At 71.7% G+C, this 16,463-nt stretch carries 9 protein-coding genes; 7 read left to right on the top strand and 2 right to left on the bottom strand.

Annotated elements, in window-relative coordinates:
• Positions 1-18: 18 nt before the first annotated feature.
• Positions 19-840, bottom strand: a complete 822-nt coding sequence (locus Pla163_RS07990) for an SDR family NAD(P)-dependent oxidoreductase (protein WP_419186446.1) — start codon at positions 838-840, stop codon at positions 19-21.
• A gap of 194 nt (positions 841-1,034) precedes the next feature.
• Here Pla163_RS07990 and Pla163_RS07985 point away from each other — a divergent pair, with 194 nt between their 5' ends.
• Together Pla163_RS07985 and Pla163_RS07980 are read left to right on the top strand one after the other, a co-directional pair.
• Positions 1,035-4,682, top strand: coding sequence for an FG-GAP-like repeat-containing protein (locus tag Pla163_RS07985; RefSeq protein ID WP_145186224.1), 3,648 nt, complete (start codon positions 1,035-1,037; stop codon positions 4,680-4,682).
• Positions 4,683-4,942: 260 nt separating this feature from the next.
• Entirely contained in the window at positions 4,943-6,487 is a 1,545-nt protein-coding gene (locus Pla163_RS07980; RefSeq protein ID WP_145186221.1) for a Kelch repeat-containing protein, read from the top strand.
• A 108-nt stretch (positions 6,488-6,595) separates the two neighbouring features.
• On the opposite strand, the gene Pla163_RS07975 is transcribed toward Pla163_RS07980, so the two are convergent.
• The gene (locus Pla163_RS07975) at positions 6,596-7,588 is read right to left on the bottom strand and encodes a DMT family transporter (protein ID WP_145186218.1); all 993 of its coding nucleotides are present in this window, start codon (positions 7,586-7,588) and stop codon (positions 6,596-6,598) included.
• Between the two features lie 110 nt (positions 7,589-7,698).
• On the opposite strand from Pla163_RS07975, the gene Pla163_RS07970 reads away from it, so the two are divergent.
• The 5 genes from Pla163_RS07970 to Pla163_RS07950 all read left to right on the top strand — a co-directional run bounded on the left by Pla163_RS07970 (position 7,699) and on the right by Pla163_RS07950 (position 16,426).
• Entirely contained in the window at positions 7,699-8,325 is a 627-nt protein-coding gene (locus Pla163_RS07970; RefSeq protein WP_419186445.1) for an NUDIX hydrolase, read from the top strand.
• A 209-nt stretch (positions 8,326-8,534) separates the two neighbouring features.
• Positions 8,535-10,472, top strand: coding sequence for a DUF885 family protein (locus Pla163_RS07965; protein ID WP_145186212.1), 1,938 nt, complete (start codon positions 8,535-8,537; stop codon positions 10,470-10,472).
• 7 nt (positions 10,473-10,479) lie between these two features.
• Positions 10,480-12,180: a sulfatase gene (locus Pla163_RS07960; RefSeq protein WP_145186209.1), complete on the top strand. Its 1,701-nt coding sequence runs from the start codon at positions 10,480-10,482 to the stop codon at positions 12,178-12,180.
• A complete protein-coding gene (locus Pla163_RS07955) occupies positions 12,177-14,501 on the top strand; it encodes a glycosyltransferase family protein (protein WP_145186206.1) in 2,325 nt (774 codons plus the stop codon). Before Pla163_RS07960 ends, Pla163_RS07955 begins: the two co-directional genes overlap by 4 nt.
• 803 nt (positions 14,502-15,304) lie before the next feature.
• Complete coding sequence (locus Pla163_RS07950; RefSeq protein ID WP_419186444.1) at positions 15,305-16,426, top strand: NAD(P)/FAD-dependent oxidoreductase; 1,122 nt, start codon at positions 15,305-15,307, stop codon at positions 16,424-16,426.
• Positions 16,427-16,463: the final 37 nt, after the last annotated feature.

Raw genomic sequence — 16,463 nt, 5'->3', positions numbered from 1 at the left:
TCCTGATCGTCCTGCGAGTCAGATGTTGAGGTGGCGGAAGAGGAACGACGGGATCGACTTCACGATCGTGCCGACGATCCACCAGCGGCGGAACACGTAGCGCACGTTCGCGCGGTTGCGCGCGGCGGCGAGGATCTGGGCCGCCGCCTGCTCGGGCTTCGCCAACCAGAAGAGGCCTTCCATGCCGTCGGTCATCTGAGTGGCCACGAATCCCGGCTTGATCGTGCAGACGTGCACGCCCACTTCCGACAAGCGGTTGCGCAGGGCCTCGAGATAGGTGTTCATCGCCGCCTTCGACGTGCAGTACACCGGGTTGCCCTTGCGGCCGCGGTCGCCGGCGATCGACGAGATGCCGACGATCGTTCCGAAGCGCTGGGTCTGCATCAGCTGCGCCACCTGGTTCGTCCACGCGATGCAGCCCTTGACGTTGACCTCGACGATCTCGAAGTCCTTCGTCGTCGAGTACTCGCGCGGCTCGATCTTCGGCATGACGCCGGCCGCGAAGATGAACAGGTCGAGTCCGCCGAGGTCCTCCACCAGCTCTTCGAAGAGCTCGGGGACCTCGCCGTGGTCCGTCACGTCGTGGGCGCGCACGACGACGCGCCCGCCGCTCGCCGCGCAGGCCTCGGCGCAGGACGCGGCCAACTCCTCGAGGCGATCGGAGCGGCGGGCGAGCGCGGCCACCTTGTACCCCTCCCCCGCCAGTTGGCGCACGAGCGCGGCGCCCATGCCCGAAGAGGCACCGACGACGATCGCGCGGCGGGCTCCGGCCGGAGCTCCGGCGACCGCGGGCTGGGTGGAAGGGGCGGCTGAGCCCTGGGGCTGGTCGGAGTCGGTCACGGTCGCGTGGGGGTGGCGAGCACGGGCTGAGGGCGGGAGACGGGCGGTGACGCGCGGTCCGGGTCGAGGTCGGGCGCTCGCGACACCACCGCGCGGGCAGGTCCTGGAACAGGCATTCTCGGCGCGCCGGGGGATCCGTCAGGAGCCGAGACGGTGCAACTGGGCCCGGCGATTGGATCCAATGGCACGCGACCATGATCGCATCCACGCCCCAAGAAGCCACCTCGCCGCCCGTTCCCCGTTCCTCGCGCTCCGGCCGAGCCCCCGTGGGCGCCCTCGTGGCCGCGGCCGTCGTGGTGGTCGCACTCTGTGCGCTGCTGTTCCTGGCTCCGAAGGACGAGGGCGGCAGCGGCGGGTCGGGCGGCGGCGGTGACGCAAGCGCGGCCGGCACCGGCGAGACGGGGCCCGGGGGGACTGGGTCCGAAGCGGTGGCGGACGGCGCGGTCCCAGCCGACGTCCTGGTCGCACGGGAGCGGGCGGCGGCGCTGTTCGCCGGTGAGCGCGTGGGCGCGGCACTGGCCGAGCTCGAGCCCCTGCTCCTGCGCGATCCCGTCGATCCCGACGACCTGGTGCGCGTGGCGATCTGCGTGCGCGAGCTCGACCAGGACCCCGACCGCGTCCGCAGCCTGCTCGAACGCGCGCTCGAACTGAACGAGGCGGACGCGGCGGCGCACTACGTCCTCGGTCGGCACCTCTTCGAGATCGTCGAGAGCGAGGCGGCGCTCTTCCACTTCGAGCGCGCGAGCGAGCTGGCGCCCGACGACTATCCGACGCGCCTCGCGCTCGGCAAGGTGCTGTACGACGCAGGCGTGTTCGACGACATTCCCGAGTACGTCGAGCGGGCCGAGGCCATCTACTCCGAGCTCTACGAACGCGGCCTCGAGTTCGGCGGCTCGTGGTACCTGAGCGCGACCTACATGTACGGGCAGCTCCTGCTCGACCTCGAGCGCATCGACGAGGGCGACGCGGTGCTCGATCGCTGGACGGAACTGAAGCAGCGGGCCGTGCCGGAGCCCACGAATCGCGACCTCTTGCGCGGCACGCTCGGCCGCGTCGCCGCGCCGCGGCCGGTGGCGCGCCGGGCACCGGAGCGCGCCGACCTCGAGTTCACCGAGATCGCGCGCTGGGAAGGCCTCGAACCCGACGGCCGGCCGCTGTTCATGTCCCCCACCGAAGGCTGGTTCGCGGTGAACGCCGGCGACGTGGCGGACGCCGTGCCGGTGCCCGGTGGGCCGCCGCTGTTGAGCGAGCTGCCCGCGGGCGAGCTGTTCTGGGCCGCACGCGACGGACTCTGGCGCCTCGACCCGTCCGGCGCGCGCGTGCGCGTGCTCGCCGGCGACTTCACGCGCAGCGTGCCGATCGAGCTGGGCGAGGACCGCGAGACGCGCCTCGAGATCCGCGGCGAGATCGATGGGGCCGCGTACCGCGTGCGCTCGGCCGCGAGCGATCTGGAACTGGCGGTCGCGCGCGGGGCGCAGGTCCTGCTGTACCGCACGGGCGGAGCGTTCGGGGCGTTCGAAGAGGAGCCGGAAGTCGTGGCGACGTTCGAAGGCGACGTGGCGGACCTCGTCGCCAGCGACGTGGACCACGACGGCGACCTCGACCTGGTCGTCGCGGGAGCGTTCGGCCTGCGGCTCCTGCGCCACGACGGAGCCGAGGTCGGCGGCGACGAGAAGAAGGCCGCCCCCACGGATGGCGACCCCAGCGACGGCGACGAGGCCCCCACGCCCGGGCGCTTCACGCTGGTCGAGTTCGACGTCCCGGGCACACAGCGCGCCTTCACGCACCTCGTGACCGAGGACCTCGACACCGACAACGACGTGGACCTGATCGCGACCGGCCCGAACGGCGTGCTGCTGCTCGACAACGAGCGCGGTGGCCTGTGGAGCGAGCGCTCGGAACGGCTACCCGCGGAACTGGCCGGACCGCGCGCGCCGGTGATCGCGGACTTCGACGGGGACGCGCTGCCGGACCTGTACGGCGGCGCGTCGCCCAGCGCTTTCACGAGTCGCTTCGGCGAACTGTTCGTGCGCGTGGACGCGGCTCCGACTCTCGAACAGGTGCTCGCGACCGCCGACCCCTACGCCAGCGGCGCAGTGGACCTCGTACGCGCGGGCGACGCGGGCGGACTCACGGCGGTGCGCCCGCTGAGCGGAGATCGCGCCGACCTGTTCGGCGAGGGCTCCGTGGCCTCGGCCGCGTTCGGCGACGCGGACCGCGACGGTCTGTGCGACGTGCTGGTCGCCGACGCGAACGGCACCGTGCGCCTGTTCGAGCGCACGCCCGACCCCGCGGCGCGCTCGCTGTGCGTGGCGCTCGAAGGCGTCAAGGACAACGCGCGCGGCGTCGGCGCGATCGTCGAGGTGCGCGCCGGCGAGGTCTACCGCCGTCTCTACTGGCGCGGCGAGCCGCTCGCGCTCGGCATCGGTCCGCACGAGCGCGCCGACGTCCTGCGCGTGACCTGGCCGAACGGCGTGGTGCAGTCGCTCATCGACGTGCCCACGGACGTGCCGCTCGTCGTCTCCCAGGCCGAGGGCCTCGTGGGCTCGTGCCCGTTCCTCTACACCTGGGACGGAGAGCGCTTCGTGTTCGTCAGCGACGTGATCGGCATCACGCCGCTGGGCCTGCCGATGGCGCCGGGGATGCTGGTTCCGCCCGACCACGACGAGTGGGTGCTCGTGCGCGGCGATCAGTTGGCGCCCAAGGACGGCGAGCTCGTCCTGCAGCTGACCGAGGAACTGCGCGAGGTGACCTACTTCGACCAGGTCTTCCTCGAAGCGGTCGACCGCCCCGCCGGCGTCGCGATCTACCCGAACGAGCGCTTCCAGTTCCCGCCCTTCCCGCGCGAGCACGTCTTCACCGTGACGGAGTCGCACGCGCCGCTCGCGGCCATCGGTTCCGACGGACGCGACTGGGCACCGGAGCTGGCCGAGGTCGACGGCGAGATGAGCGCGCCGTTCGTGCCCTACCGCGGTCAGTTCCTAGGACTGGCGACGCCGCACACGCTCGAGCTGCGCTTCGATCCCGACGCCGTCGCCGCGGGCCAGAACCTGCGCCTCGTACTGACTGGCTGGCTCTACTGGACCGACGCCAGCGTCAACATGGCCGCGGCCCGGCACCCGGACCACGCGTTCGTGCCGCCGATCCTCGCCGTGCCCGACGGCGCCGGCGGTTGGCGCGACCTCGGACCGCCGGTCGGCTTCCCCGCGGGCAAGACCAAGGCGATGGTCATCGAGCTCGAACCCGGCACGCTCGATCCCGCGGACCCGCGCATCCGCATCTTCTCGACGCTGCGGCTGTACTGGGACGAGATCCGCCTGGCCACCTGCAACGACGACGAGCCGCTCGTGCGCACGCGCCTCGCCCCCACGTCGACGAACCTGTGGGAGCGCGGCTTCAGTGAACCGGTCATGGTCGGCGGCGACCGCCTGCTCGAGTGGTTCGACTGGGACGGTCTCGCGCCCCAACCGCGCTGGAACATGCACCCGGGCATGTACACGAAGCTCGGCGACGTCACGCCACTGATCGAGACGGTCGACGATCTGTTCGTCGTCATGGGTTCCGGCGACTGCTTGACGGTGCGCTTCGACGCGAACGCGCTGCCTCCGCTGCCCGAGGGTTGGACGCGCGACTGGCTCGTCTTCCTCGACGGCTGGGCGAAGGACCGCGACCCGAACACCCAGGAGGCGCTGTTCGTCGAGCCCCTGCCCTTCCACGGCATGTCGAGCTATCCGCCGCCGCCGGGCGAGGCCCACCCCGACGACGCGCGCACCCGCGCCTGGCGCCGCGACTGGCAGACGCGACCGGCTCGGCGCTGGATCGAGCCGATCGTCCCGCGCTGAGTCGGGATCGACGTAGGGCCTTGCACAGCACGGACCTGGCGCCGAACCGGGCGCGAGCGAAGCGCGTGGCGGTGCCGCGTCGCTCGGGCAGTCCCGCGGGTCCGTCGCTCGCCGGATAGACTTCCCGTCGGGTGCTCCGCGGTGTCGGTCCGGTCCGGCCGCGCCCGGATCCCACCCACCCAGAACACGAGACGAGCTGCGTTCACGGAACACGCCGTCCTCCGACCGCAAGGCCGCACTCGCGCCCCCTCCCACGAAGCATGCGTTCCACGACCCTCGCGCTCAGCGCCATCGCCCTCCTCTCCGCCCCCGCCTTCGCCCAACAGCCCTGCCTCGTCCAGAAGGGCGGCGCGCTCGGCAAGATCGCGAAGTGGGAGATCTCGGGCGCGCCCGCCAGCGACTTCTACTTCCTGCTGTTCGGGGTCACCGAGACGCCGACGCCGATCTTCGGACTGACGCTCGACATCCCGATCGACCTGTTCCAGTTCAGCCTCGACGTGGGGGCCTTCGGCTTCACGAACGCGAGCGGCGAGAGCAGTTTCGCCGCGACACTGCCCACCGATCCCGCCTTCGTCGGTGAGGTCTTCCGCGCCCAGGCCGTGCTCGGCTTCCCGCTCGCCGACGTCAGCAACCTGACGCGTCTGCCCGTCTCGGCGCCGCGCACGTTCCGCGACAGCTTCGGTCAACCGTCCGTTGCAGCGGCGATCGCCGGTGGCGCGATCCTCGAGGGCGACAAGGGCGCGCTGACGTTCGTCGGTGGCTCGGGCGCGATCGCGACGACCTTCGACCCGCGCCTCGAGGAGTTCTCGGACGCCATCGTTCCCTTCGCCGCGCCGGCCTTCACGAGCACCACGGTCCTCGCCGACGGCCGGATCCTGTTCGCCGGTGGTCTGAACGCGCTGGACGGAACGCCCACTTCCGACGCGTTCGTCTACGACCCCGTCGCCCAGACGTCGCTGGCCCTGACCATGAACAACGCTCGACTGGGCCACACGTCGACGCTGCTGAACGACGGACGCGTGTTCATCGCCGGCGGACTCCGGACGATCGGCATCGATCTCACCGACCCGGCCAGCCTGCTCGACATCAACACGCTGCTGTCGCTCGCGAACGACATCCAGGCCTCGACCGAGATCTTCGACCCGACCACCAACACCTTCACGCCGGCGGCCAACCTGCCCGAGAAGCGCGTGCTGCACTCGGCCACCAAGCGCGGCAACGGCAACGTCCTGCTCGCCGGTGGCGTGAGCGTGATCCCGTTCCTCAACCTGCCGACGGTGTCCGGAACGTCGAGCGACTACTCGCCGGGGACCAACAGCTACTCGTTCTTCCCGGCCTTCCTCGGCACCGCGCGCGCGGGGCACGAAGCCTTGACCCTGGCCGACGGCAGCGTCGTCCTGATCGGCGGTCTGACGGCCGACTTCGGACCGGCGATCGCGAGCGGCAACCCGGCCGACATCGTGGTCTCGTCGCTCGCGTCGATCGAGCGCTACACGCCCGGCACGTTCGGCGGCAGCTTCGCGAACTACGCGAATCTGTCCGTCGGCCGCTTCCTGTGCTCGGGCCTCCTGCTGACGAACGGCGAGGTGCTCGTCGCCGGCGGCTTCGAACTCGACCTGAGCGATCCGCTGAACCCGCTCGTCGGCGCGTCCGCGGTGGCGGACGTGATCCTCGGCCCCGGCTCGGTCGTCCAGGCCGGCGACATGTCGGACGCGCGCACCCTGCCGGTCCTGCGCCAGCTCGACACCGGCGCGGTCCTCATGGTCGGTGGTCTGGCCGCGTCGGCCGAGATCTTCCAGCCCTGACCCCGGACGGCGTCCGCACGGGCGCCTCTCGAGTGCGAACGGCCGCGCTGCCCCGACGGGTGGCGCGGCCGTTCCTCGTCAAGGGACGGGCACGAACCGCGCTCGCGATCAGCTCGCGGCGTCGTCGCGGCGCCCCACCGCGGGAGCGATCGGCGCCACCTGGGCGATCCCGCGCGGGCGCCGCTTCAACGTGACGAGTGCGATCCCGGCGAAGACGAGCGCGGCGGAGATCGCCAGGTCGATCGTGGGCCGCTCGTCGAGGATCAGCGCCGCGCCGAGCGCCGCGATCGACGGCTGCATGTAGATGTAGATCGCGGTGACGCTGGCCGGGACGCGGGTGAGCGCGAACGTGTTCAGCAGGTAGGCCAGGAACGTCGGCCCGACGAGCAGGAGACCGAGCCCCCACCAGCTGCGCGCCAGCAACTCGGGATCCGTCGTCGTCGGGAAGAGCGCTTCGCCGTGGGCCAGGAACGGCGCGGCGGGCAGCGACAGGAGATAGGCCCAGAACAGGAAGACCGCGGGCGGCAGCTCGCGCAACACGCTGCGCGAGTAGACGAGGTAGCCCGCGTAGCAGAGCGTGTTGAGGACGATCAGGCCGTTGCCGAGCACCGGATCGCTGCCCGGCACCGCGCCGCTCTTGGCCGCGAGCAACAGCCACAGCGCGCCGCACATCGCGACCGGGACGCCCATGAGCTGACGCACGGTGAAGCGCTCGACGCGCGAGATCGCCGCGATCACGAACGTGAAGACGGGGATGAGCGTCATCAGCAGGCCCGCGCTCGAGGCCGACGTGCGTGCGGTGCCTTCCAGCGCGAGTAGTTGGTTCGCGAGCACGCCGAGCAGCGAGCACACCATCAGCTTCGGCATCAAGCGCCGCGCCGGAATCGCGGCGCGACCGTGCAGCGCGAAGGCGACGGCTCCGACCGCGATCGACCCGAAGCCCAGTCGCCAGGCCGCCAGGGCCTGGGGCGCGAGTCCACCGCTCACCGCCAGCTTCACGAAGACCGGGAAGAGGCCGAAGACGAGTTGGACGACGATCAGGGCGAGGTGACCCGCGCGTGCGGAACCGGGCGCGGACTCGGGAGTGCTGGGACGGGTCACGGGGGGGCACTATGGTGCGCGCCGTGTCCGAGGGCCAGTGCGTCCGGCCGAACCGCCGCGGGCGAGCGGATCTCGGGACGACGCCCCAGACCTTCACCGACGACCGCGCGATGGACCACACGCTTCCCGACTCGACACCCGGTGACGCCCCTCGTCCCTGGCCGCGCCACGGATCGCGCCCGGGGCCGCGGCTCGCGCTGTTCGACGTGCGCTTCGACGACCTCGAGAATCCGCGCACCGGCGAGCGCTTCGAACGACTGGTGCTCGAGACGCCGGACTGGGTGAACGTCGTGGCCGTCGACACCGAGGGCCGACTCGTGTTCGTGCGGCAGTTCCGCTTCGGCACGTCGACCGTCACGCTCGAGATTCCGGGCGGGATGGTCGACCCGGGCGAGGACCACGGCACAGCGGCGCGTCGCGAACTGGCCGAGGAGACCGGCTACGTGGCGTCGCGCTGGATCCACCTCGGGTCGATCGATCCGAATCCGGCGATCCACGACAACGCGATCCACCACTGGCTCGCGCTGGACGCCGAGCGGGTCGGACCGCCCGAGCCCGACGCCGGCGAGGACCTGCGGGTCGACCTGCTCGACCCGGCCGCGGTGCGAGCGGCGGTGCACGGCGGCGCGATCCGCCACAGCTTGGTGCTCTGCGCGTTGGCGCACGTCCTGGACCTGCGGACCCATGCGCTCGAAGGTGGCGCGTCCGACGCCGAACGCAGCGGCGCGCCTGGCTGAGCTTCGGGCGCGTGGGTGACCGGGCGACGGGGCGCGCTGCGGCGAGCGTCGGGAACCGGATCCGCGCTCGTCCTTCGGAGTTCGCCCCGTGGCCGGCGGGGCGCGTGCGGCCCTCGAGCCCCAGCGCCCGCCCCGCCCACCGGCGGTGCGATCCGGACGCCGATTGAACGCGCCGTTCGCCCGCCCTCGGTGGCTACCATGGCGGCGCCATGACGTTTCGCAGCACCCCCTTTCTCGTCGTCCTCCTCGCCAGTTCCTGCGCCTCGATCGCCCCGCCGCCGCCCTCGGACGTGGGCCTGTGGCCGGACGCGAAGGGCTACATCGAGTCCGGCGCTCTGGGAGCGGTGACGGAGGCCCACTGGAACGGGTACCTCGCCTCGCACCCGGAGTTCGCCAGTTCGCTGGGCGATCCGCGCTTCAACGGTGACGTCAGCGACATTTCGCCCATCGGCCGCAAGAACCGGCGCGACTCGCTGTGGTTCATCGAGCGACGCGTGGTCGACATCTCCGACGGCTCGCTCGACGAGGACGATCGCCTGACGCGCGATCTCCTGCTGCGCACGGTGCGGACCGAGAGCGACATGCTCCAGCGCGGCTACGACGAGTGGGACCCCGGTCGTCTGATCGACCTGCTCGTCTCGACCGCGACGCTGCCCTACGTCCAGCCCGTCGAGACCCAGCGCGAACGCGACCAACTGCTCGCCCGCTGGAACCTGATCCCCGATTCGATCCGCAAGAGTCGCGAAGCGCTGGAACGCGCCGCGGGCCGTGGATCGATCGCACCGGTGGTTGCGCTCGAGACGATCGTGTCCATGTGCGACGCGATGCTCGAAGCCGATCCGATGGACCACCCGCTCGTGATCCCGGCCCTGGGTGGCGGACGGTGGGTCGACCTACCGGCCGAGAAGCCGCTCGCGACCCTGGCGACCGAGATCTACGGCGACGCGTCCGCACAGCTCGAACTGCGCCGCGTCAACCGGCACCTGCAGCGCGGAGAGATCCGCGCTCTCGGCACGCGCGTCCTGATCCCGGCGTCGAACGATCCGCTCGACGCGGAAGCCCGCGGGCTCTTCCTCGAACAGGTGCTGCGCATCGTCGAGGACGAGGTGCAGCCGGCCATCGCTCGCCTGCGCGCGACGCTCGTCGACGAGCTGCTGCCCGAGGCGCGCGGACCCCAGCGCATCGGTCTCGTGCACCTGCGCGACGGGCGCGAGCTGTACTGGACGCTGCTCGCACGCGAACTCGGCGAAGGTGTCGCATCCCCCGAGGACTACGCGCGCTGCGTCGACGACGTGGGTCGACTCGAACGCGACGTCGTCGTCCTGGCCCGCGACGTGGTCGGCGTCGAGGACCTGCGCCGATTGCGTACGACGCTGGCCGCGGACGCCGACGCTTCGCCGCGCGACGGCGACGCCGTGATCGCCGCGATCGAAGCCCGAGCTCGCGAAGCCCGCGGCGTGCTTCCGCGCGCCTTCGGCTCCATTCCGGCGACGGGCTTCCGGGTCGAGTCCCTGTGGCCCGCGGCCGGTGGTGGCGGCGCGGCGTTCACCACGATCGCGGGCGGCGAACGCACGCCGACGCGCGTGTTCGTCGACACCGCGCGCCTGGGCAACCGCTCCATCCACGAGGTGCGGGCGCTGTCCATCGTCGAGCTCCTTCCTGGACGGCACCTGTGGACCACGGGCGCCATCGAGAACCCGGCGCTGCCGCGCTTCCGGCGCCACCTGGCCACCGAGGCGTCCGGTCGCGGATTCGGTCTCTACTCGCTCGCGATCGGCTCGAGCACCGGGCTCCTGACCACGCCCGGCGACCAGCTGGGCGCCGCACTCGTGCGCCTCGAAGCGGCGGCGCTGGCCGCGATGGACTTCGCGATCCACCACGACGGCTGGGGACGCAAGCAGGCCCTCGAGTTCCTGCGCGCGCACGTTCCGGTCTCGGACGACGAACTCGAAGAGAGCTTGGATCGCGTGATCGCACGTCCGGCCGTGGCACTGTCGACGTGGATCACCGCACGCAAGCTCGAGTCGCTCTACGACGGTGCGCGCAGCGCCGCGGGCGTCGCCTTCGATCCCGCCGAGTTCCACCGCCACCTGCTCGCCGCCGGTCCCGTTCCCGCGGGCTACCTGGTGCGCGCGCTCGCGCGCTGAGTCGTCGATGCGACCCAGCTCCAGCGGGCGTTCTGACCGCGCTCGCCGAACGGTCCTCGCACTCCTGGTCGCCGCCGCCACCTTCGGGTGCGCGGACGGCCAAGGGTCGAACTCGCCGGCCAGCGCGCCCGACGACGCGAGCGAACCGGCGAGCCCGAGCGGAGCGAAGGGTCCTGCCGCGACGGACAGCGGTGCGAGCGCCGCGGACGAGTTCGGCGCGGTCGGCGGACGCGACGAGGCGTCGAGCGCTGAGCGCGCCACGGGCGTGATCCTGTTGGTCGTCGACACGCTGCGCGCCGACCGGCTCTCGGCCTACGGCTACGAACGACCGACGGCTTCCATCGACCGCCTCGCCAACGAGGGCACGCTGTACCTCGACAACCGATCGCAGGGATCGTGGACGCGTCCGTCGATGCAGTCGATGCTCAGTGGGTTGTACGTGGGCGAGGAGTTCGACGCGCCCCGCTCGACGGTACCGCTGCTGTCCGAGGTGCTGTCCGAGGCGGGAGTCGAGACCGCCGCGTTCGTCGCCAATCCGGTGCTCGGGCGCCATGCCGGATTCGACCGCGGCTACGACCACTTCGAGCTCTACCCGCTGGGCCAGGCGCGAGGCGGAGTCGTGCTGCGCGCCTTCGCGTCCTGGTACGAAGCACGCGAGGATCCGGGCCGTCCGTGGTTCGCGTGGCTGCACATGATGGACCCGCACCATCCGTACGCCCCACTGCCTCAGGACGACCTGTACACGGCGACCGGCACGCGTCTCCACGAACCTGCTCTCAGGCAGCGTTGGTCGAGCGGCTGGGACGAGCTGAAGAATCTCGATCCCGATCACGGCGGCGCGGCGACCCTGGCGGAGGCGAGCGCGGAGTTCATCGCGGACAGCAACCGCTACGACGGCGAGGTGCGCGCGACGGATCGCTTCGTCGGCTCGTTGATCGAGCAACTCCGCGAGTACGGAGTCCTCGACGACACGCTCATCGTCTTCGCGTCGGACCACGGCGAGATGCTGTGGGAGTACCGCGACTACCCACGCAACGTCGAGTACACCCTGAAGAAGGTCGGTGGACTCCCCAACGGGCTCTCCCACCTCTTCACCGTCGGTCACACGGGCTGGTTCTACGACCAGGTCTGGCGCACGCCGCTGATCGTGCGCGGACCCGGGTTCACCGCCGGTGCGCGACTCGAAGGACTGTCGGCGAACGTGGACATCCACCCCACCGTGCTGCGCGCACTCGACGTGGATCCCGCTGGTCCACTGGACGGTATCGCGCTGCAGGGCTCGCGGGCGCCGACGCGCGAGCAGGTCTACGGCTACGGCCGCGAGATCACCAGCGTGGTGGACACGCGCGGCTGGCACCTGGTCGAGCACGGCGTGGCGCGCTTCGGCGAGGGGCGTCCGACGCGCGAACTGCTGCGCCCGCAGCCGGCCAACGAACTCCCGCGCAACCTGGCGGACAAGTACCCGCCCCAGGTGGTGCGCCTCGAGGAACTGATCGGCACCTGGCGCGGCGAACTGAGGTTCGAGGGCACGACGGAGACGTCCGACGCGAGTCGCGAGATCCTCGAGGCGCTCGGGTACGCGGTGCCGGGCGACGAGGATTCCGAGGACGGCGGTTCCGCGGGCGGTGACGCGCCGATCGACGCCCCACAGGAAGGGGCCGACACGCCGCAGGACGCGAACGGTTCGAGCGCTGGCGGCGGACGGTGACGGGCCCCTCGATCGAAGTCGCGCGGACGAGCGGGCGAGCACGGCTCGTACACGTCGTCGCCGCACTCTTCGCGCTCCTGCTGCCGATCGTCGTCCACCGCCAGATGGTGACCGAGGACGTGCTCTTCTACGCCCTCGACCACGCGCAGCTCCAGTTCCCGCGCTTCGTAGTCCTGTGCGACGCGCTCCAGAACCACGGCGAGCTTCCGCACTGGCAGCACCTGCTCTACGGCGGCAGTCCGTTCCACGCCAACCCGGAGATGCCGACGCTCTATCCGCCCGCGCTGTTGGCGGCGGCGTTCCTCGATCCGGCGCGCGCGATGAACCTGTTCATCCTGGCGCACATGGCGGTCGGCGCGCTGGGAGCGTTCGTCCTGGCGTCGCACCTGTGGCGTGAGCGGCTCGGCCGCCCGGGGCGCGGCACGGTCGCCGCGACGGTCTGCAGCGCGCTGTTCACGCTCAACTACTACACGCGGCTCGAGAACCTGAACCTCGTCGAGTACGGCGCGGCGCACATGCTGCTGCCGTGGACGGTGCTCGCGATCGAGGGCACGCTGCGCGGTCGGCGCCCCGGTCCGTGGGCGGCGGCGCTCGCGCTGCTCGGAGGCCTGCTCGCGACGTCGGGAGGTCTGTACGTGCTGCTCTTCGGCAGCCTGTTCTGCGCACTGTGGACCGTGCGCTTCGGTCTGTTCGACGGCGCGGCGGCGCGGCAGCGCACCCTGCGCTGGATCCTGCCCGCGGTGGTCGCCGCCGGACTGCTCGCGCTGGCGAAGTTCCTGCCCTACTTCAGCTGGTTGCCCAGCACGAACCGCGTCGACGCGGTACCGGAGGGGATCGCGAGCGCGCGCGGGCTCGGCGGCAACAAGTTCGCGCTCGCGACCCTGTGGGAGGGGCTCGTCCTGCGGACCGCTCAGGGACTCGGGCTGGCGCTGTTCGCGCTCGGACTCTGGCTAGGACGCCGCAACGAAGTGGTGCGTTTCCTCGGCGTGGTCGCGATCGTCACGACCTTCTTCGCCGCCGGCCCGTTCTACAGCTGGCTCTACGCGCTGGGCCCGCCGTTCACCCTGGTCCGCACGGGACCCGATCGCCTGTGGACGCTCGTGAACCTGGCTTGGCCCGTGGTCGGCGCACTCGGCGTCGGGCTCCTCGTCGAACGCCTTCCCGACCGGGTGGAGCGACGCTTCGCACCGGCCATCGCCTTCGCCCTACCGCTCGCCCTGCTGCCGCTCCTGCTCGTCAACCGCGACGTGTTCCACGGGATCATCTCGCGCCCGCACCCCGTCGCGGACCTGGTCGCGCGGTACAAGCGCTGGCCCGAGGCCGCGCGCAAGGCCGGCGACGAGTGGCGCGTGTGGTGGATCGGCAAGCCGACGGACTCACCGGACGGCGAGACGCGCACGCTCGGCGGGAAGAACGAGCAGTTCATCACGACCGCACTGGGCGCCGAGACGCTGGGCGGCTTCCTCGGCTACATCTGGCCGCGCACGCTCGAACGGCACCTGTACCGCGACGGCGAGCGCCTGCTCGAGGAGTCCGAACGACCGCGGCGAGCAGGTGTGATGAGCGCGCGCTACCTGGTCTCCTCCCTGGGCAACGCGCCGCGACGCGAGCAGATGGTGCAGCTCGATCCGGTCGGCATCGAAGGCCGCAGTCTCGTGGACAACCGCTACGCGCGCCCCCGGGTCATGGCACCGCGCCAGGTCGTGGCCCTCTTCGGGGACGACGATCTGCGCCTGGCCTACCGGATGCTCGACGACGTGGCGAATCCGATCGACACGACGCTGATCGCGTACACGGCGGAGGATCGACCCGACGCGGCCGAACGCGCGCTGTGGGACCTCGTCCTGTGCGTCGACGGCGCGCCGCGACCCGCGGACGTCGACGCTGTGGTCATCGAGACGACGGTCGATCCGGACGAGGACACCTGGAGAGCGATCGGTGCGGCGCTCGGCAACGAGGACCAGCCCAGGTCGGCCGGTACCCTCGAACGCGACGGGCCGAACCGAACGCACGTCGACCTCGATCCGAGCGACGAGCCGCGTGTGATCGTGCTGTCCGAGACGTGGTCGACGAACCCGGGCTGGACGGTCGAGGTCGACGGCGTCGCGACGACCTTCCGCCGCACCGACGGGATCGTCACCGCGATCCCGGTGCCCGCGGGCGCACAGCGCGTGACGGCGACCTACCACACCCCGGGTGCGCGCACGGGCTACGTGCTCGGGCTGCTCGGACTCGTGCTCGCCTGTGCGTTGGCCGTCGTGGGCCGCTCGGCGCGCTCGGACGGCGCCGAGCGATCGACGGATCCGCCGCAGAGCGACTAGATCCACGCGCACCGATCGGGGTGCGAGTCGAGGGGCCCCACTCGAGGTTCCGACGGGCCGCTGCTGCCCACCTCGACGACGCGACACCGTCGGAGCGAACCTCACGAGAGCGCCGCTGTGGCGCACGCGGTCCGCGGCGCGCGTCCGCTGCGGGGCAGTGCGCCGACGCAGAGGGCGATCGATCCTGGTTCGCTCGCCGGCACTTCGTGGGCCGCCACGGCCCGTGCGATTCGCTCGAGGTCGACGACCCGTGCGGCTGCCCGGACCGGTGCCCGGGGTGCGATCGCTTCGACGAGCGGGGGTGAGCGAGATCGGGACGGCGAGGACCTTCGACCGTGGTGCCAGAGACCGGCCGGAATGCGCCCGCTCGGATCTCGCGGCCGGGCGCGGGACGATCGAGTGGAGCACCTCGTGCGACGCAGGGGCGTGACCACGCACGGCGCCAGGGCGATTCGCAAAGGCTCGGTCGAGCGCTCCGAGACTCTCGGGGAACGGGCCGGCACGCTGTCCACGGGGTCGCGCAGGACCTGGTTCCGGCCGCAGTGGCGGGGCACGCCGGCGTTCGTCGTGAACGGGTGGTTCGCCGACCGATGGCTCGCCCGGTCCGTCGCCCGAACCACGCCGAGTCGAGGGAGCCAGCACGGTGGTCGTGATCGATTGCGAGGCGAGCTAGGATCGTGAGCAGCCGGCGGTGCACGACCTCACCCCGGCTCTGCGCCGCATCGATGTCCCCTTCGCCCTCGACGCCCCACTCCCCTTCCAGCGCACGCCGACGCCCTCTCGGAGGTCCCGCGCACACGGTCGTGGTCGGCGCGGGGATCGGCGGACTGGCCACTGGCTGGGAGCTGGCACGGCGCGGGCACGACGTCACGATCCTCGAACGCTCGAGTTCGGCCTTCACCGGCTCCAGCGGATCGAACGCCGGGATCCTGCGCAGCGTCGTCGAGTCGGAGGTCCTGTGCGAGCTGGCGGCGCGCGGCGCACGGGCGTTGATCGAACCGGACCCCGAGTTGGCGGAGCGGTCGCTCGTCGACCCCGTCGGTGTCCTGCTGATCGCGAACGAGGACGCCGGCGCCGAGACCCTCGAGCGCATGGGGGCGGCTGCGCGAGCCGCGGGAACGCTCTACGAGATCGTCGACCCGACGACCGCACTGCGCGCACTGCCGCACGTGGGCACTCCCGCCAAGTTCGCCCTGTGGTCGGATCGCGAGGGGACCATCGACCTGGATCGACTCCGCGACGGACTGCTCGCGGCGATCGCACGTCGCTCGGGACGGTTGGTGTTCGCCGCGAACGTCGCGAGCATCGAGACCCAGGACGGCGCGGTGCGCGGTGTCCATCTGGACCGCGGGCCGATGATCGCCGCCGACGCGGTCGTGCTCGCCACGGGCGGTTGGGCCGACGGATTCGCGCGCGCCGCGGGCTCACCGCTGCACTTCGAGGCGCGCCGCAGGCACGCGGCCATCGCACGCCCCGAAGGAGCCGGTCCCGATGGCGTCGGAGCGGTCGTGGATCCCAGCTGGCCCGTGGTCTGGAACCACGGCGACAACTTCTACTCGCGCCCCGCCCGGGGCGGACTGCTCGTGTGCAACTGCGACAGCACAGCCGTCGATCCCGACGGGTACGACCTGGACGCGGCAGCCCTCGAGAGCCTCGGTCGGGCCATGCAACGCCACCTGCGTCCCCCCTTCGACCGCGCACCTCTCGACCCTTGGTGCGGCGTGCGTACCTTCGCGGCGGACGGCGAGTTCGCGCTCGGACCGGACCCCCTCGTCGCCGGGCTGTACTGGACCGCTGGGCTCGGAGGACACGGCATCACCTGTGGACTCGCGGCCGCCGCCGTCGTCGCGGACGCCATCGAAGGACGGGCGGAGACCGCCTTCGCGTCCCTGTCCCCCATGCGCTTCTCCCCCACGCGCTCCTAGGCTCGCAGCGAACACGCGGCGGAACCCGTCCCGGCCC

This window comes from Rohdeia mirabilis, from assembly GCA_007750655.1.
Taxonomy (GTDB): domain Bacteria; phylum Planctomycetota; class UBA1135; order UBA1135.
This window is presented reverse-complemented; position numbering and strand designations above follow the sequence as displayed.

Coding starts and splice junctions, on each gene's coding strand:
- Pla163_RS07985 (WP_145186224.1), top strand. CDS start 1,035: ATGATCGCATCCACGCCCCAAGAAGCCACCTCGCCGCCCGTTCCCCGT.
- Pla163_RS07980 (WP_145186221.1), top strand. CDS start 4,943: ATGCGTTCCACGACCCTCGCGCTCAGCGCCATCGCCCTCCTCTCCGCC.
- Pla163_RS07970 (WP_419186445.1), top strand. CDS start 7,699: ATGGACCACACGCTTCCCGACTCGACACCCGGTGACGCCCCTCGTCCC.
- Pla163_RS07965 (WP_145186212.1), top strand. CDS start 8,535: ATGACGTTTCGCAGCACCCCCTTTCTCGTCGTCCTCCTCGCCAGTTCC.
- Pla163_RS07960 (WP_145186209.1), top strand. CDS start 10,480: ATGCGACCCAGCTCCAGCGGGCGTTCTGACCGCGCTCGCCGAACGGTC.